At 46.6% G+C, this 20,068-nt stretch carries 12 protein-coding genes, 2 pseudogenes and 1 CRISPR repeat array (1 of these 15 running past the window's edge); of the genes and pseudogenes, 13 read left to right on the forward strand and 1 reads right to left on the reverse strand.

Annotated elements, in window-relative coordinates:
- Positions 1-81: 81 nt before the first annotated feature.
- The 11 genes and pseudogenes from QUA33_RS11210 (at position 82) to nrdJ (QUA33_RS11255) (ending at position 15,654) form a co-directional block, all read left to right on the forward strand.
- Entirely contained in the window at positions 82-594 is a 513-nt protein-coding gene (locus tag QUA33_RS11210; RefSeq protein ID WP_333148662.1) for an adenine phosphoribosyltransferase, read from the forward strand.
- A 165-nt stretch (positions 595-759) separates the two neighbouring features.
- Positions 760-1,800, forward strand: a complete 1,041-nt coding sequence (locus tag QUA33_RS11215) for an ABC transporter permease (RefSeq protein ID WP_333148663.1) — start codon at positions 760-762, stop codon at positions 1,798-1,800.
- Between the two features lie 231 nt (positions 1,801-2,031).
- The gene (locus QUA33_RS11220; RefSeq protein WP_333148664.1) at positions 2,032-4,497 is read left to right on the forward strand and encodes an amino acid permease; all 2,466 of its coding nucleotides are present in this window, start codon (positions 2,032-2,034) and stop codon (positions 4,495-4,497) included.
- Positions 4,498-4,691: 194 nt separating this feature from the next.
- Positions 4,692-5,726: pseudogene (locus QUA33_RS28220) on the forward strand (leucine-rich repeat domain-containing protein); the annotation flags it as partial.
- A gap of 489 nt (positions 5,727-6,215) precedes the next feature.
- Positions 6,216-6,791 (forward strand): annotated as a pseudogene (locus QUA33_RS28225) (DUF6745 domain-containing protein); the annotation flags it as partial.
- Between the two features lie 196 nt (positions 6,792-6,987).
- Complete coding sequence (locus tag QUA33_RS11230; RefSeq protein ID WP_333148666.1) at positions 6,988-7,941, forward strand: ABC transporter ATP-binding protein; 954 nt, start codon at positions 6,988-6,990, stop codon at positions 7,939-7,941.
- 77 nt (positions 7,942-8,018) lie between these two features.
- The gene (locus QUA33_RS11235) at positions 8,019-9,692 is read left to right on the forward strand and encodes a hypothetical protein (RefSeq protein WP_333148667.1); all 1,674 of its coding nucleotides are present in this window, start codon (positions 8,019-8,021) and stop codon (positions 9,690-9,692) included.
- Between the two features lie 577 nt (positions 9,693-10,269).
- Positions 10,270-12,432 (forward strand): DUF4394 domain-containing protein, encoded by a 2,163-nt coding sequence (locus QUA33_RS11240; RefSeq protein ID WP_333148668.1) that lies wholly within the window; start codon positions 10,270-10,272, stop codon positions 12,430-12,432.
- Positions 12,433-12,595: 163 nt separating this feature from the next.
- Positions 12,596-12,883, forward strand: a complete 288-nt coding sequence (locus QUA33_RS11245; protein WP_333069295.1) for a hypothetical protein — start codon at positions 12,596-12,598, stop codon at positions 12,881-12,883.
- A 208-nt stretch (positions 12,884-13,091) separates the two neighbouring features.
- Positions 13,092-14,336: a ribonucleoside-triphosphate reductase, adenosylcobalamin-dependent gene (gene nrdJ / locus QUA33_RS11250; RefSeq protein ID WP_333148669.1), complete on the forward strand. Its 1,245-nt coding sequence runs from the start codon at positions 13,092-13,094 to the stop codon at positions 14,334-14,336.
- 277 nt (positions 14,337-14,613) lie between these two features.
- The gene (gene nrdJ / locus QUA33_RS11255) at positions 14,614-15,654 is read left to right on the forward strand and encodes a ribonucleoside-triphosphate reductase, adenosylcobalamin-dependent (RefSeq protein WP_445243235.1); all 1,041 of its coding nucleotides are present in this window, start codon (positions 14,614-14,616) and stop codon (positions 15,652-15,654) included.
- Between the two features lie 267 nt (positions 15,655-15,921).
- Here the strand turns inward: nrdJ (QUA33_RS11255) and QUA33_RS11260 are convergent, their stop codons facing one another.
- Positions 15,922-17,400: a bifunctional orotidine-5'-phosphate decarboxylase/orotate phosphoribosyltransferase gene (locus QUA33_RS11260; RefSeq protein WP_333148670.1), complete on the reverse strand. Its 1,479-nt coding sequence runs from the start codon at positions 17,398-17,400 to the stop codon at positions 15,922-15,924.
- Between the two features lie 239 nt (positions 17,401-17,639).
- On the opposite strand from QUA33_RS11260, the gene QUA33_RS11265 reads away from it, so the two are divergent.
- Both QUA33_RS11265 and QUA33_RS11270 read left to right on the forward strand, forming a co-directional pair.
- Positions 17,640-17,903: a pentapeptide repeat-containing protein gene (locus tag QUA33_RS11265; protein ID WP_333148671.1), complete on the forward strand. Its 264-nt coding sequence runs from the start codon at positions 17,640-17,642 to the stop codon at positions 17,901-17,903.
- 47 nt (positions 17,904-17,950) lie between these two features.
- Positions 17,951-18,661, forward strand: a complete 711-nt coding sequence (locus QUA33_RS11270; RefSeq protein ID WP_333148672.1) for a DUF547 domain-containing protein — start codon at positions 17,951-17,953, stop codon at positions 18,659-18,661.
- A 248-nt stretch (positions 18,662-18,909) separates the two neighbouring features.
- Positions 18,910-20,068: direct repeats of the CRISPR family, unit length 37 nt; unit sequence GTTGCAATCAACCTAAATCCCTATCAGGGATTGAAAC; it runs 457 nt beyond the window's last position.

Raw genomic sequence — 20,068 nt, forward strand, 5'->3', positions numbered from 1 at the left:
AATCTAAAATTTAAAATCGATTGACATTATTATTGTACCATTTTTGATGCCTCATTACCCTCAACGCCGATCTGCAAGCTTATGGATCTCAAATCTCTGATTCGCGACATTCCTGATTTCCCCAAGCCGGGAATTTTGTTTCGAGACATTACAACTTTGCTGCGCGACCCGCAAGGACTCAGTTATACCATTGACAACTTAGCCGAAAAATGCTCTGCAATGTCTGCTGACTATGTGGTGGGCATGGAATCGCGCGGCTTTATCTTTGGCGCGCCTTTGGCTTATAAAATGGGAATAGGCTTTATTCCTGTCCGCAAACCGGGGAAACTGCCCGGTGCGGTTCATTTTGCTGAGTACGAGTTGGAATACGGTGTCGATCGACTGGAGATGCACCGAGATGCGATGACATCGGGCAGCCGGGTGCTGATTGTGGACGATTTAATCGCCACTGGCGGAACAGCGGCTGCGACGGCTAAGTTGTTAGAGCAAGCTGGCTGCGAGCTTGTCGGTTTTGCTTTTATCATTGAATTGCAGGCTTTGGGCGGCAGGCAGAAATTGCCGGATGTGCCGATCGTCACGCTAGTGGAATATTAGTTAGTTCACTGTTAATTACTCGTTGTGGTAAGGTGCGCAGTGCGCACCCTACATCTTACTAAGGATACCAGTTATAAAAAATAATGCAAATGTAGGCACCCTCCCAACCTGGTAGTTATAACTCATTCACAAATCTAAAATCTAAAATCTAAAATCTAAAATAGCATGACTTCTCTTAAGTTAAATCGGAATTGGCGAGCGTTGAATTCTCTGTTTGGCAGCGAGACATTTACTTATGTTTTAAAGCGACTGTTGCAGGCACTTTTAACCCTATTTTTGGCATCGGCTCTTTGTTTTGCAATTATTGAGCTAGCACCGGGAAATTACTTGGATACTTTGAGCCAAAATCCGAAGATTTCGCCGGAGACTCTCAAGCAACTCGAACAGCAGTTCGGCTTAGATAAACCAGCTATTGTGCAGTATTGGCTGTGGCTGCAACAAATTGTGACGCGGGGGAATTTTGGCACGAGTTTTGTGTATCAGCGATCCGTAGCTTCGCTGCTGTGGGAACGGGTACCGGCGACGTTATTAATGGCGATCGCATCTTTGATTGTAACTTGGGCGATCGCGATTCCTTTGGGAATAGTCGCCGCCGTCAATCAAAACCGCACAGTCGATCGAGTTCTGCAAGTAGTCAGCTACACGGGACAGGGATTTCCGAGCTTTATCACAGCGTTGCTGCTGCTATTTTTTGCTCAGAATACTTCGCCTCTGTTTCCCGTCGGAGGAATGACGAGTATCGACCACGCAGACTTACCTTGGTGGGGCCAACTCCTCGATTACGGCTGGCACTTAATTTTGCCAACTGTCGCCCTCAGCCTTACTGGTTTTGCTGGTTTGCAAAGATTGATGCGCGGACAATTTTTGGACGTGCTGCGTCAAGATTATATCCGAACAGCACGGGCGAAAGGTTTGCCGGACGATCGAGTAATTTACATTCACGCTTTGCGAAATGCTGTCAATCCGTTGATTACGCTATTGGGTTTTGAGTTTGCTAGTTTGTTGAGCGGTGCGTTTATTGCGGAATATTTCTTTAATTGGCCGGGTTTGGGAAAGCTGACTCTGGATGCGGTGAACAATCAAGATTTGTATTTAGTAATGGCAAGTTTGATGATGGGTGCGACCATGTTGATTGTGGGGAATTTGTTGGCAGATTTGCTGCTCAAAGCTGTAGATCCTCGGATTAAGCTGGAAGATTTGAAATAGTAGACTTAATTCAGTCAGGACTGACGCAGTGAGAATAATTTTTTGTTATTTCCATCCTTCACAAGGCTTCAGGACTGTGAAGAATTTCAAATTCTTATAATTTAGAGAGTATAGAGTATAAAGAAGATCCCAGAGAAGTGGTTGATGAGCTAATTTTTTCGGTTGCGAATGAAACAGTCAGTGACTTCAGGGAAAACTTGAGTCTACATTAGTCCTTTTTCTAGGAGAACCATGAATCGCGATGCGGTTTCAATACCTCCCTTGCCTCAGAGTCTTTCTTCACAAGAAACCTGGGGGTTTGGCTTTAGTGGGTTGCTTTTATGGTTAGGGACTGCGCCTGCGATGAATGCCGCGCTAGGTCCGCAGGCGATCTGGGTTTGGTTGCCGGGAACAATCATTAGCATGATGCTCAACCTGCAAGTTAAGCGGTTAGGGACTTACTTCCCAGAGGTAGCTGGAGGCACCCCAAACTATACGACCCGCTTGCTCCACCGGTTGCCAAACTTGGCTCGCTATGGGGCGATTGGTTATATGTTCGGCTGGGCGTCTGTGCCAGCCATGAATGCGATCGTTCTGACCGATTTAATCAAAGCGAATCTGACGCCACTGGGGATTACCTGTCCAGAGATCCTATTCAGAATTGGGTTTACAGTGCTGCCGTTCATCGTTGCTTTTAGTGGAACTCGCACGCTAGGTATTTTGCACTCTTTCTTTATATTTCCAGCGATCGGGTTTCTTCTCACCTTTTGTCTCCAAGGCATGGCTTGGTTAAGTTTTGCTCCCACTAGCCCTGGGGTGCTGGCAGATCTGGGAGCAGGCGTTTCTCCGATCGATTGGATGAAATGGTTCTTTATCGCCGTCTATGCGGTTTATGGTGGCGAAACGGCTTCTTCATTTGTGGCAGATAGTCGCCAACCCAGCGTTACCCTACGGTGCTTGCAAGTGACGACGGGATTGCTTCCGATCGTCTATCTCGGTGGATCGTGGGTTTTGATGCGGTTAGCCACAGATCCCGGCTTAGGGGATAGCGCCTACCTCAATCTAGTGGCAGCAACCCAACCCTTCTGGGGCAGATTCGCCCCCGCCCTCGTCACCTTTCTGATTGCGTCAGGATGTCTCCTCAGCTCTGCGACTGCTGTTTCTAACAGTCCCCGGATTTTGTATCAGTTAGCCAAAGATGGCTACTTACCACCCGTGTTTGCCGTGCTGTCTCGCCGGGGAGTGCTCGAACCCAGTTTGATTTCCACCCTCGGGATGAGTCTGATTTGCCTGTGGTGGGGGGATGTCGCACGGGTTGTGATGGTGGGGGGCACCGGCTACCTGAGTTCGATGATGGCAATTCACTTAGGTGAGTGGGTCAGTCGGCGACGACCAGAAACCAGATGGCCCTGGTGGTCGCTGGGCTTCTTTGCCCTTGAAGCGGCTGTTTTGGTCGTGGGTGGGTGGGCATGGAGCTGGCAGGACTTAGCCATTGGCTTACTGCTACCTTGGCTGATTGGCGTGGCAGGCACTCAATTACCGCGCCTGAACGTCCCCCTGTTCCATCCCGATCGGTGGATGCAACGGTATCACCAGCAACCCGATACCAGCAAAACAGATTGGTTGGCATTTCAGGTCACGATCTTAATTGGTTTAGTGTGCAGTGCGCTGAGTATTGGCTGGTGGGTGAGAGCGGGTTTAGAGCGGGTGGCTGTGGGGCAATATGTGGCGTTGTTTAGCATTTTGTTAGTGACGGTTGCCTTCGCGGGAGTGGCGATCGCCTGTTGGACCAGTTTGCCTCAAATTGCTGCCATTACTGAAGCCCGAGAGCAAGTCGAACGCACGCTGCTGGAGTTGCAGCAGACCCAAATGCAACTCGTGCAGGCAGAAAAAATGTCAAGTTTAGGGCAATTAGTGGCAGGGGTCGCCCATGAAATCAATAACCCGGTTAATTTCATCCACGGCAATCTGACCCATTTGCGGGAGTACACGCAAAATCTGATGGATCTGATTGAACTTTACCAGCAGGAGAATCCTAATACGTCTCCGGATCTTCAAGCTATGGTGGATGACATCGATTTAGAATTTTTGCAGAAAGACCTACCGAAAACCCTGAATTCGATGGAGATTGGCACCGATCGCATTCGTCAGATCGTGCTGTCATTACGCAACTTTTCCCGTCTTGATGAAGCTGAGTTTAAAACTGTCGATATTCAGGCAGGGATTGACAGCACCCTCCTAATTTTGGGACATCGCCTCAAAGCCAGAGCCGATTTCCCAGAGATTAAGGTCACTAAGGACTACAGCCTCCAACTCCACGTTGAGTGCTACCCCGGACAACTCAACCAGGTGGTGATGAATATTCTGGTAAATGCGATCGATGCGCTCGAAGAAAGCAGTAGCGGGAAAACCTATGCACAACTCCAAGCTAATCCGGGGCAGATTAGGATTCGCACGTCACCTATCGAAGCTGATTGGGTAGAAATTGCGATCGCTGACAACGGTGTTGGTATGTCCGAACAGATTCAGCAACGCATTTTCGATCCGTTCTTTACCACCAAGCCTGTGGGAAAAGGGACAGGCATGGGGATGTCCATCAGTTATCAAATCATCACAGAAAAACATCGTGGTAAGCTCAAGTGTTTTTCTACGATCGGGCAAGGAACTGAGTTCATAATTCAGATTCCCACCCGGCAACAATTTCGTAAAGCTGTATAGAACTAATTAATTTTGTACTCTCGGAGTGTTTTATGTCAGAAGAACAACCAAAGGAATCAATTAGTTTTAGCCGCTTTGCCGACTGGTGCAGGCATATTGACAGCCTTTCAGAAGAGGCAAGGCACACAGTTAAAGTGTTGTTAAAAAAGGCTGGCACTGATGACGCTCAAGCAGCGGAGCAGATACTTTCAAGCATGACAAAACTAGATCTCAACAGCAATCGAATTACCGAGATCAGCTCCCTCGGCTCGCTCACCAATCTGACCACACTGAATCTCAGCTTCAATCTAATTACCGACATCAGCTTTCTCGGTTCGCTCACCAATCTGACCACACTGAATCTCAGCTACAATTATCGAATTACCGACATCAGCTCCCTCGGCTCGCTCACCAATCTGAAAACACTGATTCTCGAGAGCAATAGAATTACCGACATCAGCTTCCTCGGCTCGCTCACCAATCTGTCAACACTGAATCTCACGGGCAATAAAATTACCGAGATCAGCTTTCTCGGCTCGCTCACCAATCTGACCACACTCTATCTCAGCTACAATAGAATTACCGACATCAGCTTCCTCGGCTCGCTCACCAATCTGACCACACTCTATCTCAGCTACAATTATCGAATTACCGACATCAGCTTTCTCGGCTCGCTCACCAATCTGACCACACTCTATCTCAACTACAATCAAATTAGCGATATCAGCTTCCTCGGCTCGCTCACCAATCTGACCACACTCTATCTCAGCAAAAATCAAATTAGCGATATCAGCTTCCTCGGCTCGCTCACCAATCTGACCACACTGCATCTCGCCTACAATCGAATTACCGACATCAGCTTTCTCGGCTCGCTCACCAATCTGACCACACTCGATCTCAGCAACAATCAAATTAGCGACATCAGCTTTCTCGGCTCGCTCACCAATCTGACAGAGCTGCATCTCAGCGGCAATAGAATTAGCGACATCAGCTTCCTCGGCTCGCTCACCAATCTGACAGAGCTGCGTCTTAACGACAATCAAATTATCGAGATCAGCGCGTTGCGCTCGCTCACCAATCTGACAGAACTTGATCTCGACTACAATCAAATTACCGAGATCAGCGCCTTGCGCTCGCTCACTAATCTGACAGAACTTGGTCTCGACTACAATCAAATTACCGAGATCAGCGCCTTGCGCTCGCTCACCAATCTGACAACACTGTATCTCGAAAACAATCAAATTACCGAGATCAGTGTGTTAGGCAAACACGCACAAAAATATCTTACTTTCTCGACTATACCAATTGAGGTTGAAAAAGCCACAGCAGCAGTCAAAGTTGCCTACGCCGCTATTGGGCTAGAACAACCCGAAGTTATTATTTGCAGCAGTCCCCACGACGCTTTTATCCAAATCTTCAACTTGCCCAAAGGCGACCATTCACCAAACTGGTCAAACGAAGGGCATTGGAATAGATTGGGGAAAAAGCTAGACGGGAAATGGATGTCCGTGTCCCCATCGATTGTGAGAGACTTTACAAGTCCGGCGGTGTGGAAGTATGAACTCGATTGCATGGCTATCGAGCCCGAAGCAGACAGCACACTGAGTTCGCTAATTTACGAATTGGCTGACAGCTATGTGCGATCGGAACAAACGATGGGGAATGTTTTTCCCGATTATTTGGAGGACCAGGAATATCCTGAAACCCCCACAACTTTGTTTAAGGAAATCTATTTGACTGAATGGTATATATCTTCATTAGGCGTCAATCTCTCCCAAAAGGCACAAGAAATACTTCGCTCCCAAAAGCTGCTTTTCGAGCATTGCGGTTGGATATTTCCCTTTGAAAAGTTTTGCGCGGTGTGCGATCGGCCCCGCCACCTGCGCTTTGACAGTCTAAACCGCTTGCACGCGGAAGGAGAACCTGCGATTGAGTTTGCCGATGGATGGAATTTTTACTATTATCACGGCGTCAGATTGCCTGAAAAATACGGTCAACTTCACCCAAATAAATGGCAATCCCAATGGCTTTTAGCAGAAGAGAATGCCGAGCTGAGGCGAGTGTTAATTGAAGGAATTGGTTACGATCGCATTTGTCAAGAATTGGAAGCAGAACAAATAGATAGTTGGCATGAATATTCACTATTACAAATAGATAATGCCGATGTCGAGCCGATTTGTTTGTTAAAAATGACTTGTCCGAGTACGGGATTCATTCACGCTTTGAGAGTGCCACCTGACCTGACATCAGCTAGGGAGGCAATTCGCTGGGCAAATTGGGATATCGATCCAGAGGAATTTTCTGTGCAGACTTGATATAGCAGAAGGAAGAAGGAAGAGGGAAGAAGGAAGAAGGAAGAGTTAATATTAGCAAGGATTTCAGCGATCGATAATGTCTTTGTTTTAATTTCAGAAACGAGATGACAATTCATTGAAGAACGGGCTAGGCTAGCTGTAGACTTCTATTTCCATGCCAGGAATGCACTAATAAAACTTCATTCACCATTCAAACATGGCAAAACAACTAGCAATAGAAACTCGCGGGCTGACGAAACAATTCGATCGCCATATAGCTGTCAATGACATCGATTTGCAAGTAGCAGCAGGCGAAGTATGCGGACTGATCGGCCCTAACGGTGCCGGCAAAACTACTTTGCTGCGGATGTTGGCGGCGGCTGAGGAACCGACTATCGGGGAAATTTACATCAACGGGGATAGGTTATTGCGCGATCGATCGCACCCAATTCTCAAACAGCGCATCGGCTTTCTTCCCGACGACTTTCCCCTCTACGACGACTTGACTGTTTGGGATTATTTAGACTATTTTGCCCGACTCTACAACCTCCAGCAACCGCGCCGCCGAGAGCGAATCAACTCCGTGTTAGAACTCGTGCAACTAACCAACAAGCGCAACAGCTTAATTTCCACCCTGTCGCGGGGGATGAAACAGCGCCTGAGTTTGGGGAGAACTATTATCCACGAACCGCTGTTGCTGTTGTTAGACGAACCCGTTTCTGGCTTAGATCCGATCGCCCGAATGCAGTTCCGCGAAATTATTAAAGCTTTGCAAGAAGCCGGCATGACCGTAGTCATATCATCTCACGTCCTCAGCGACTTAGCCGAACTTTGTAGCTGGGTAGGTATCATGGAACTCGGATATCTGGTCGAAAGCGCACCGTTACAAGAACTTTACAAACGCCTCAGCCGCCAGCAAATTGTCATGTCAGTTTTAGGCAATAAATTAGCAGCGCTAACATCGGAATTAAAAAACTTTCCTTGGGTGGAAAATTGGGCAATAATCCCGGAAACTCAACAGGTGTGCGTTGATTTTTCAGGAAGCCCGGAAGATGCAGCAAATTTATTACGCGAACTCGTCGCGGCCAACATTCCCCTAACCGAATTCCACTGCACTCAAGAAGACTTAGAAACCATCTTCCTCAAGATGGGACACAAACAAGCATCCTAATTTGCTCGTTTCCTGTTTACCCGAATAAACAGTGAGTTATAACTAAGTCGTCACCGATTGCTAATCACCAATAACCAATGACACTCCACTTACTAGACAAAATAGGCAACTGGAATCCCCAGTTATTTCGAGAAATCAAAGGCCGCTTGAATACTGGCAATATTGCGATCGCCTCTGCCTTTTCCGTAAGCGCTCAACTGCTACTGTTCAAGTCTTTCAATGCCCAGATACCCGTTCCCCCACCTCATGGGGAGTACACTAACCCCATCTATCACAGATTTTGCACTTTCGATGGTGCCATTCGCTCTGCGTCTGAGAAACAGTGCGTCAGAGATGCCTTCGGCAACTTTGTTATTAACTGGCCGATGTGGTGGCTAGAGATATTCATTTGGCTGAGCATATTGAGCGTGTTAGCCCTATTAGTAGGAGGGACTTATATGCTGGTCAGCGACTTAGACAAGGAGGAACGCCGGGGCACGCTCAACTTTATTCGCCTCAGTCCCCAGTCAGCAAAAACAATTTTTCTCGGCAAAATGCTCGGCGTCCCAATTTTACTGTATCTAGCAGCAATTCTGACAGTACCGCTGCATTTGTACGCTGGATTAGTCGCTCAAATACCCCTACATGAAATTTTATGTTTCTACATAGCGGTTGCAGCTAGCTGTGCTTTGTTTTACAGCACGGCGATGCTATTTGGATTGACAACCAGTTGGTTGGGAGGATTTCAACCTTGGTTGGCTAGCGCTATGGTTTTTGTTGTGTTTGGGATTTCTTGGCTGCCGCTCACGCGAACTGCTGGGGATGTGTTACATTTTTTGTCTCCCATTGCTATGCTGAGATATCAGCTTTTTATAGTTGATAAAACTGATTTCGATTCGTTAGTTGAAAACTTAGACAAGTTGCAATGGTTTTACTCGCCAGTGGGTACAAATATTGCGAGTGGCATTGCTTTGTCTCTCTTGGTTTGTGGTACAGGAACCTACTGGATGTGGCAGGGATGGCAGCGCCGCTTTCCAAATCCCAGCGCTACAGTTTTGAGCAAGCGGCAAAGTTATTTGCTAGTTATCTGCTGTCAGGTAATATTTTTAGGGTTTGCACTCCAATCAGACGCCCCAGACAACGCTAATCTCATCTGTTTACTTATCTTGAATTTGGTGATGTTCTTAGCTTTAATTGCAGCTTTAACATCTGACAGACAATCTTTGTACGATTGGGCGAGGTATCGGAAACAAATCGTTCCCAGCAATCAGAAGCTGTGGCGGCGCTACCCACTACTCGATTTAATTTGGAGCGATAAAAGTCCGGCTGTAGTTGCGATCGCGATTAATTTCCTCAGCTCAGTAATAATTTTAACACCTTGGGCACTGTTGGAAAAAAGTGAGAATAATGGATTTTGGGGTGTGATTTTCTGCCTGAACCTTATCCTAATTTACGCAGCCATCACCCAACTATTCCTATTTACAAAAACCCGAAATCAGGAAATTTGGGCTGCCTGTACAGTCGGTGGCGCTATCTTGTTGCCGCCTCTGATTTTATCTATGCTCTTGCTAACCCCTGAAAAAGCTCCTCTTTTGTGGTTGTGTTCAACATTTGGTGGCTTTTGGTCTTCGTCGTCTCTGGCAGCGTCAGGAAATACGATTTGGCTCTCCATACTGAGTCAGTGGACTGTCTTGGTGTTGTTGAATCTCAAATTGCGATCGCAACTGAGACTCGCAGGGCAATCAGCTTCTAAAGCACTGCTGAAAGCGTGAAAAAGCAGGGGAAGGGATCAAAAGTGAAACTCCGATTCAGGCAGGGATTTAAACCCCTGCCTGAAAGCTTAAGTCGTCTGAAAACGACTGTTTAACTAACTTATTATGCCAATTCCGCATTTATAATAATCCACTTTATATTGAGCGATGGTGGCCGCCACGACACAGACAAAGCCCACCTTCTGAGGTTTTAATATTAAAGTTGAAAAATAATTTCTGACTGGACAGATCCAAAATTATAGAGTCAGCGTATATTACTAATGAAAGCAGTACAAAATTTCATAGGTTCGCACCGCTAAAAATTTCAGCTTGCCTGTTTGCAGTTGAGCTGCGATCGCCCTTGGCTACACACCCCACTATAAAACACGGCTAAGCGATCTGTATTTAGGAGTTAGTTTATTTGAATCCGGGGGGGGGTTTATATATCATTTTAGCTGCGTGTAATACTTTTATGGCAACCCACCCCTACAGCCGAAAATAAGAAAACTATCCTCAAAGTGCGAATTTGTGATATTTTGACTGAGAATACCGCCACCGTTAGGCAACAGAAGTATCAAATTTAGAGGGTGATTAGAGCATGGCAGAAATTAGAGGCACCGCCCAAGCAGACTTGCTTGCAGGAACTCCCGAAAATGACCTAATTTTTGGTTTGATGGGCAATGACACCATTACCGCAAACTCTGGTAATGACAGTATTTATGGAGGAAAACAAAGCGATTTAATTGAGGGCAATTTAGGTCAAGATTCGCTTTTTGGAGATTTAGAAAACGACACTGTTAACGGCGGAGACGGTAACGATTTTTTGGTGGGCGGAAAAGGCAGCGATTCCATTTCGGGAAACTCCGGCAATGATGTTTTGTCGGGCGATCGAGATACTGATATCCTGATAGGCGGAGACGGGGCAGACTTATTTGTTTTGAGGCGCTACGCGGAGGCAGATCCTGGTCGTACCAGCGGCGGTGTTAGTTTGGCAAATGCGGACGCGATCGCCGATTTTGTACCAGGTACAGATTTAATCGGTTTGGGGGAAGGTCTTAGTTTTAGCGACTTAAATATTCTCGAAGCTGGAAACAATACTGTTATCCAAGACCGCGTAACAGGAGAATTTCTCGCTACCCTCCAAGGGGTGAGACAAAGTGCGATCAACCAGGCAAGTTTCACTAATAATATTAGCAGCGTTGTTCCCAATCCCCCGCCTCCAGCGCGGACAACGGCTTATGCTTTAACTCCTGCTAATCGGATTGTCGGTTTTAGCCTTTCCAATCCGGGAAGTGTGATTTCAGATTTGCCCGTGACTGGATTGCAAGCGGGAGAAAGTTTGCTGGGAATTGATTATCGGCCCGCTAACGGTTTGCTTTACGGTGTGGGTTCTAGCAATCGCTTGTATACTGTCAATCCGATGACTGGGGAAGCAAGTCCAGTGGGTAACGGGGAGTTTGCTGTTCCCCTAACTCCGGGGGCTGCGGGTTTTGATTTCAATCCGACAGTCGATCGAATTCGGTTTGTCAATCAAGCCGATCAAAACGCCCGCCTCAACCCGGATACCGGGGCACTTGTGGATTTTGACACGCTGGCGGGGGGAATTCAACTCGACGGGAATTTGGCTTATGCTGCAGGCGATCGCAATTTTGGAAGTTCTCCGGCTGCTGCTGGGGCTGCGTATGTGAATAACTTTGCCGGCGCAACTTCCACAACCCTGTTTGCAATTGACAGCGATTTGGATGTTTTGGTGCGCCAAGATCCGCCGAATAATGGAGTGTTGAATACGATCGGATCTTTGGGAGTTGATGCTACTAGCGTTCTCGGCTTTGATGTCAGGAGTATTGGCGGCCGCGAGGTGGCAGTGGCGGCCCTGGAAGTTGGCGGCGTTTCGGGCTTGTACAATATCAATTTAAGTAGCGGTCAAGCTTCCTTTGTCGGTCAAATTGCCGACGGGAGACAGATTAACGGTTTGGCTTTGCCTTTGCCTACAGCTTACGCTTTAACTGTCAGAAATGGCGCTGAAACAATTGTCGGTTTTAACGAGGCGGGACCGCGGGCAATTCTCAGCGACGTGGCAGTTACAGGATTGCAGCCCGGAGAAAGTTTGCTGGGAATTGATTTTCGCCCCGCTAACGGTTTGCTTTACGGTGTGGGTTCTAGCAATCGCTTGTACGCGATTAATCCGGTTACTGGGGCTGCAAGTCAAGTCGGTAGCGGGCAGTTTGCTGTTCCCCTAACTCCGGGGGCTGCGGGTTTTGATTTCAATCCGACGGTCGATCGAATTCGGTTTGTCAATCAAGCCGGTCAAAACGCCCGTCTCAACCCTGATACTGGGGCACTTGTAGATTTTGACACCCTGACGGGGGGAATTCAACTCGACGGGAATTTGGCTTACCGGACTGGCGATCGCAATTTTGGCAATCCCGGCGCTGCTGCTGCTGCTGCGTATGTGAATAACTTTGCCGGGGCAACTTCGACGACACTATTTGCAATTGACACCAATTTAGACGTTTTGGTGCGGCAAGATCCGCCGAATAATGGAGTGTTGAATACGATCGGATCTTTGGGAATTGATGCTGGTACTGTTCTCGGCTTTGATATCAGGAGTGTTAACGGTAACGAGACGGCTTTGGCTGCGATCGAGGTTGGCGGAGTTTCCAGCCTATACAATATCAATTTGACGACCGGTCAAGCTTCCATTGTCGGTCAAATTGGTGACGGGCGAGGGATTAAAGGTTTAGCACTGACTTTGATTTAACTGCTAGATTTCCAGCGATTTTAGGCATCAATTATCTAGTTTTTAGGTAGAAAATTGAAAACAACTCAACTTTTCTACAATCTGAAATTGTCAGTCTAAAATCGTTTGGGCAATTCCCAATTCCAAATTTGAGGTAACATATTATTTTGACAACCAAGATAAGATGTTATCTCAAGTTTTTTACTTGCTACGTTCCCGCAGTGATGGCAAATATCTCTGTGCCAATCCGAATCCCGATGCGGCAGTGAGTTACCTGCTGATGTTTCGCGAAGACTATGACGCTTTGAGCTATCTCAACGCCCACGCTGCTGATGTTGCCGATCGATTCGGAGTAGAATCGATTTCCGGTTCTCAGGTAAAAAAGCTACTTGAACGTTGGGGATTTAACGGTGTGGGGGTTGTTCAAGACCCGCTGTTACCCAATATTGAGTTTTTATTGACAAAGGATTGACAATTGACAAGATTTGCTATTCACCCGGTTTCAGGAAGAAATCGGGTTTTTTTGTCAAGTTTTGAGCCGATCGCTCGATCGAGCTTGTACACTTCTATGCCCCATATTTAGTGCAAATTGTCAAATATATTAACCTTTAACCCTAAATCTGAATCCTGTTGTATATTCGTAGTCTGTTGATATATTCCGACACGTCAGTACACAACCTATGGTTCGAGAATTAGAGCGATCGAGTGCCAGCGAGAAACGCAACCCGTCCGATTTCCCCGAAACAGCACCCGCAGCCAATCCAGTATTTTTTAGGACTTACAGCCGCCGTACCGAGACGGGAAGGGAGACTTGGGCCCAAGTGTGCGATCGAACTGTCAAGGGGTTGCAAAAGCTGGGAAACCTCACCCCCGAAGAAACACAACTGCTGCACCGGATGCAAAACCAGCTCAAAACCCTCGCTTCAGGCCGCTGGCTGTGGGTAGGTGGCAGCAAATGGATCGAACAACCAGAGAATTTTTCCGGTGCATATAATTGCTCCTCAACAAATATTCTCGACTGGCGTTCCTTTGGTTTGTTGATGGATTTGGCAATGATGGGCTGCGGCACTGGGGCAGTCTTGGAACCACAATATATCAACCAACTGCCGCCGATTCGCAACCGTTTAACCCTAACCATGCAAGGCGAAATCGGCTCTACACCCGCCCAGTCGCGCCGTCAAGAAACAGAAGTAAAAATAGCAGAAAAAACCGCAACTATTTATGTCGGAGATTCTCGCCAAGGTTGGGTAAACTCCTATCAAACTTTGCTGGAATTATCCACAGATGAAAGATTTGCAGGAGAAGTTCAAGTATTCATTGATTTGAGCGACGTTCGCCCGGTGGGAGAACCTTTAAAAGGTTTTGGCGGAGTAGCAAATCCGGTGAAATTGCCTGACCTTTACCAGCGCTGCGCCGCTATTTTGAATAAAGCTTTAGGGCGGCAGTTAAATTCAGTTGAATGCTGCGTTCTGATAGATGAAGCTGCGGTGACAATTGTGGCTGGCAATATTAGAAGATCGGCCGGAATGCGTCAGTTTTCTTCTGATGACGAACTGGGGGCAAATGCTAAAAACAATTTGTGGCAACAAGATGAAAGCGGCAACTGGAGAATAGATCCAGAACGCGATGCCCTTCGGATGGCCAACCATACGCGAGTTTTCCATACCAAACCTACACTAGAAGAATGTATTGATGCTGTCCGCAAACAGTATTACAGCGGCGAAGGTGCGATTCAATGGGCCGGCGAAGCTGTAGCTAGATCTAACGTTGATTTACTTTCAACACCTAGTCTTAGAAGTGAGTTTTTGAAAGCTTACGACGAAGGAAAAGCTAAAGATTGGTTGCAGGAACGCCATCCTAATATGACTGCTGGCGAGTTAGAGCATCGGTTAGTCCGCGTGGGCTTAAACCCGTGTGGTAAGTAATTTTGCCTCACGTAAAAAACCTCGCAAAATCGGAGAAGACTGAGATGTTAACTCCGAGGTAAGTAAGGGAGTTAAAAGTCCTTTACCACCGTAGAGCGTACCGGGTGAACCTTCTTTATGGAAGAATATAATCCTGGCAAGAGTGCGGGGCATTTACAAGTAAAGTAGATGAAAAAGTACGCCGAGCTACAGAGAAAATCGAATCTGTAGAACTAAAGGATAAAAAGCCTTTAGGGTAACAAAACTGGAAATCATCGGCTCTAATTTCCACTGTAATTTGGCGGAGGTTCACCTCAATCAAATTGATCCTTACAACTTCAAAGAACAGGAGGAAGCTTTCAGGGCTGCGGCTCTATCTGTCGCGGTACTTCTCAATCACAAGTTTCTCGAACCGCGCTATCAATACAGCCGCGAACTAGACCCGATTGTCGGCGTATCTTTCACGGGATTGTTCGATTTCTTCGTTCACGCTTTCGGCGTTGAGTGGCTGCGCTGGTGGGTGGAAGGCCGCCCGCAAACTCCGCAAGGAATCGCTTTTAAACAGCGGGAAGAAGAGTATTTGAGTGGTTGGCGCGAGATTGTCGATCGGGTAGTATGGGATTATTGCGATCGCCATTCCTTAAAACGCCCAAATCGCTGCACAACAGTTCAACCGTCGGGTACTAAATCTCTGCTGACAGGTGCTTCCCCTGGGTGGCATCCGCCGAAAGCCCAGCGTTTTATTCGCCGAATCACTTTCGGCAAAAACGACCCCGTAGCCCTCGCCTGCATCGACTACGGATACAACGTGATTCCGTCTCAATCTGACAAGGATGAAAACGGCAATTTGCTGAACAATCCCTTCGACGAACGCTGTACAGAATGGCTGGTAGAAATACCTGTTGCAGTAAGTTGGGCTGATTTACCCGGTGCTGATGAAATTGACATTAACAAGTTCTCAGCGGCGGCACAAATGGACTTTTATATGCAGGTGCAAAAGTTCTATGTGCGACATAACACTTCGGCCACAATTGAACTGCGCGAAAATGAAGTAGAAAGTTTAGGCACTCGGATTTACGAAGCGATTCGCGATGATGAAGGCTACATTTCCGCAGCGCTTTTGGCTCGGTTTGATGCTCTTGAAACTTTCCCGCGTTTGCCCTTTGAACCGATAAACAAGGAAACTTACACCAAGATGGTGGAAGAGACTTTAGCGCGCCGTGAAATTGATGTTTTTCACGCGGCTTTGAGTCGCTATGACTTAGGTGAAATGATGGATTCGGGGCCGGCGGGTTGCGATTCTGATAAGTGTCTGATGCCGGAGACTAAGGCTATGTAATAGCCTTGAAGGAAATCCCCCAAATGGGGGATTTTTTTTATGTTTAATTGCAGATAAACATAAAATCATAGATACTGTCTTGGTCGCTCAAGGGGTAGCGTTCAAATAATTGGGGTCGAAAGGCTTTTGGGATTTTAGAATCCCAAAAGCCAAATGCACCAACTTCCGATATCAGGGAAAAAACGTACATAGAGTGGGGCGGGTTGCTCAGATTATTAATTTTTGGCGATTATGGTTGGTAAAACTCTGCCCTAGAGGAATTGGGGTTTAATGTTCCGCTGTCAAAAGATGGAATTGCTCGGTATCAATGCGATTTGCTCGATACAAAACTTCAGCTATTTCCGAAAGCGCTAACACAGAATGTGCGCGATAACCGTTCGCCTGCATCTTATCTTTGACTCCCTGTTCGTGGTCGATCAATACCACGATATCTTCCACGTTCAATCCAGCCGATTTTAACTTAGCCGCGCCTTCCATTACGCTTTTGCCACTAATCAAAATATCATCGACTACGACAATCGTTTCTCCTGCCTGAAAATGCCCCTCAATCAATTTACCTGCACCGTAAGTTTTCACCTCCTTGCGCGGGAAAATCATCGGGCGTTCCATCCGCAATGCTAAACCCGTTGCTGTGGGTAAAGAACCGTAGGGAATTCCCGCAATGCGATCGAATTTTAAATCCTTGAGAATGTCTGCATAAGCGCTGACAATTTGGTGGAAAATCTGCGGAATAGAAATTATTTTCCGCAAGTCGATGTAATATGGAAATACGGCGCCCGATGCTTGTACGTGGTCGCCAAAAACTACGCAGCCGATGTCATAAAGTTGCAAGATTAAATCGCGGTGAGGTTCCGGTTGCAAAAAGCAAACATCGGGCAGCCACAATTCGCAAGTGGGACTACCTTCGATCGCCCGCACCCTCTGTTTATTAATACTATCCCGCAATTTCTCAATTTCTTGGCGCGGCTCTTTCCCCGCTAATAAACTTGGGGGGACTGGCAGCAGCAAACCGTCACCATTTGTGCTTAAACCGACTGCCAGCAGTTCTGCGAGGTCGTTTTCTTCTGTCAGGTCATTTTCTTCGGCGATGTCTCCTTCGACTAAAATTAGGCGTTCAGGAGCTTCTTTGCGGATGCGGGCTAACATATCCGGCATTACTCCTACTTCTAAACCTAGTTTTTCGGGAGTTGCCCAAGTTTGAGAGAGTCGGACTAATTGCAAGTAAAAAGGGTTGTTTGGTGTCGGATATTCTTGCAAAGCAGCCCCTGACGGGTTGGCGGTGGCACAAAGCACAAAAACAGTTTTTCCGGCGTATAACAAAAAAGGCGCTACTTGGTCGAATCCGGCATAGGGACTTAAGGTAATAGCGTCAACTCGCCAGTCTTGAAATACAATTTTGGCAAAGACTGTGCTGGTATTTAAATCGCAGTGTTTGGCATCTAAAATTACTGGCAGGTGAGGGGGAATAATTGTTAAAATTTCTTGCAGCAATGCCCAACCGGGAATACCGAGAGATTGGTAAAAACCGAGGGTGATTTTGCAGGCACAAATTAAATCGGCTGTTTGGTCGATCGCACTTTTTAGCTTGGCCAACAAATCAGTTACAAAACTTTGAGTTTCCTCCCCCGTCCTAGAAACCAGCGGGGCCAAGGTTTCCGGGTCTGGATCGAGGGCTAAATACAGCAAACTTTGATTGGTTTCAACAGCCGCTAACAGTTTATCGAAAAAGTCGGTTCGTTCTGTCATAATTTGTTAGGAAGGTAAGGGGAATTAAAAAAATTGGAGCTCAAAGTGGGATTGGTGTTGTGCCGGAAGAAACCGATCCCCGTTGAAATTGAAATTAAGAATCTTTTAAGATTGTAGAATGTAAAGAGCAGGAAATCTGTAACTTTGGGAGCAGTTTCATGGGGAATGATTTCCGGGTTGGCTACACCGGTGATTGCACCTAAGCCGCACCAAGTCAATTAGTTGTGGTAAACTAACCAGTGTCCGGGCGGCGATTTGAGTGGCATTCCGTGGGGAAGGCGAGTTTAGCAAATGCGGATTTGCCAGGGGCAGATTTGAGAGAAGCAAATTTTAGGGAAGCTAATTTATCGGGGGCAAATTTGAGCGGTGCTTCTTTGTGGCAAGCTAATTTACAAGGCGCTAATTTTACTCAAGCTAATTTAATCCAGAGCCCGTTTAACAGGTCTAATCTAAAAAATGCTACCGTTGCAGGTGTTATTTGGGTTGAGGGTAGTATTAAATAGAAGCAGAAGCTAAACCAATGCCCGCCTTATATTAGGGATAGTAATAAATGATCGGTACGATCGACTTTACGACTTGGGACGAGTTGCTGCAACGCTACGTTGACGATTTCGGCCGGGTCAATTATCGGGGCTGGAAAGCTGAGGGGGCGGATGTTTTGAGGGGGTGGCTGGAAAGTTTGGCGGATGTGGATGTGGCGGATGGTACTGATGCGGATGCGCGGCTGGCGTTGTGGCTGAATGCGTACAATGCGATCGCAATTTCTCAAGTTCTGGAAGTATATCCGATCGCGTCCATCCGTCCCAAAGTTTTGGGAATTCCCAACTGGCTGAGTTTTTTGGATTTTTTCACTCGTTCAAATACGATTATTGGCGGCAAAAAGTACAGTCTCAATCAAATCGAACACGCAATTTTGCGGCCGGAATTTGCGGAACCGCGCATCCATTTTGCATTAGTTTGCGCTTCAGTCGGGTGCCCGCTGCTGCGCCGGGGGGCTTATTTCCCGGAGTCGGTACGGACTCAACTAGAAGCGGATGCCAGCCGTTTTATTCACAATCCTGATAAGGTGCGATATGATGCCGAGAAAAAGACGCTTTATTTGAGCAAGATTTTTAAGTGGTACGGCGAGGATTTTGTAAAGGCGGCGGGTTCGGTGGCTGAGTATGTGGGCGGTTATTTGGGGCCGGAGGCGGCTGTGGGCGATGAATGGGCGATCGTTTTTTTGCCTTACGACTGGAATTTGAATCGGGTTGAAGGATAAAATTTGCGCCTATGGGTAGGTGTTTTTTTGAGGGGGTAATTGTTTTCGGCTGTATCAGTTGCGTAGTATGGGTTTAAGGCTCTTTATGAAAAATTCGACGCAAATGCTGTATTGCTTGCTGTGAAAGGTTTTGAGGTTTGTTGAAAATTTGGCCTCTTGACAGGTCGATCTTGAAATGGTAGTTTTAATATGTACAGACGCAAACGAACCTTGAAAACTAAATACAGTAATGGTTTCAGAAACCAACGGTTGCAATCAACCTAAATCCCTATCAGGGATTGAAACACTACAGTTAACCGAAGTAAAGCCGTTCCCTCACGTTGCAATCAACCTAAATCCCTATCAGGGATTGAAACTCATCTGAACCCCTGCGAGGTGCAACCAGTACCCCGTTGCAATCAACCTAAATCCCTATCAGGGATTGAAACATCGCCACCTATGGAGGATGCGACGTTAGACCCTTTGTTGCAATCAACCTAAATCCCTATCAGGGATTGAAACACGTATCGCGAATGGAAAGATAATAAACTATCTGGTGTTGCAATCAACCTAAATCCCTATCAGGGATTGAAACTTATTTATACCTATATCTTCTAGGATAAAAAAGTCTTGTTGCAATCAACCTAAATCCCTATCAGGGATTGAAACCTAACAAGCATCGATCCTTGTGCATTTTTGCTACCGTCAAGTTGCAATCAACCTAAATCCCTATCAGGGATTGAAACAGCTAGCGAGGGGGCGTTGAAGTAGCAGAGGAATTTGGTTGCAATCAACCTAAATCCCTATCAGGGATTGAAACACAACATTTTTTGAAATTAGCCAATCAGCCGCCGGTTGCAATCAACCTAAATCCCTATCAGGGATTGAAACTCATCAACCATCCCCCCAGGATTTCTAGCCTGTGCAGTTGCAATCAACCTAAATCCCTATCAGGGATTGAAACTGGGAAAATCAAGATACTAGCCCTGATGCCGAATGTTGCGATCAACCTAAATCCCTATCAGGGATTGAAACCTAGAATGTATGTGATTTTGATTCGGTTGGTTTGGGTTGCAATCAACCTAAATCCCTATCAGGGATTGAAACCCTAACAACATTTTGACTTTTCTTGGTTCACCTTTCCAGTTGCAATCAACCTAAAGCCCTATCAGGGATTGAAACATTGTTGCACCGATTCCGGTAAAGATTGCACCAACTGTTGCAATCAACCTAAATCCCTATCAGGGATTGAAACATGAGTTCGATTCAATCATTAATCAGCAGCATTCAGTTGCAATCAACCTAAATCCCTATCAGGGATTGAAACTTCAAGTTCATTGTCTGGGTTTCCCCATTACCACGGGTTGCAATCAACCTAAATCCCTATTAGGGATTGAAACAAACCATTTTGAGATTCGCGTCAATTCC

The sequence above is a fragment of the Microcoleus sp. Pol14D4 genome, from assembly GCF_036701245.1.
In the GTDB taxonomy this organism is placed as follows: Bacteria; Cyanobacteriota; Cyanobacteriia; order Cyanobacteriales; family Microcoleaceae; genus Microcoleus.

Coding starts and splice junctions, on each gene's coding strand:
- QUA33_RS11210 (WP_333148662.1), top strand. CDS start 82: ATGGATCTCAAATCTCTGATTCGCGACATTCCTGATTTCCCCAAGCCG.
- QUA33_RS11215 (WP_333148663.1), top strand. CDS start 760: ATGACTTCTCTTAAGTTAAATCGGAATTGGCGAGCGTTGAATTCTCTG.
- QUA33_RS11220 (WP_333148664.1), top strand. CDS start 2,032: ATGAATCGCGATGCGGTTTCAATACCTCCCTTGCCTCAGAGTCTTTCT.
- QUA33_RS11230 (WP_333148666.1), top strand. CDS start 6,988: ATGGCAAAACAACTAGCAATAGAAACTCGCGGGCTGACGAAACAATTC.
- QUA33_RS11235 (WP_333148667.1), top strand. CDS start 8,019: ATGACACTCCACTTACTAGACAAAATAGGCAACTGGAATCCCCAGTTA.
- QUA33_RS11240 (WP_333148668.1), top strand. CDS start 10,270: ATGGCAGAAATTAGAGGCACCGCCCAAGCAGACTTGCTTGCAGGAACT.
- QUA33_RS11245 (WP_333069295.1), top strand. CDS start 12,596: ATGTTATCTCAAGTTTTTTACTTGCTACGTTCCCGCAGTGATGGCAAA.
- nrdJ (WP_333148669.1), top strand. CDS start 13,092: ATGGTTCGAGAATTAGAGCGATCGAGTGCCAGCGAGAAACGCAACCCG.
- QUA33_RS11260 (WP_333148670.1), bottom strand. CDS start 17,400: ATGACAGAACGAACCGACTTTTTCGATAAACTGTTAGCGGCTGTTGAA.
- QUA33_RS11270 (WP_333148672.1), top strand. CDS start 17,951: ATGATCGGTACGATCGACTTTACGACTTGGGACGAGTTGCTGCAACGC.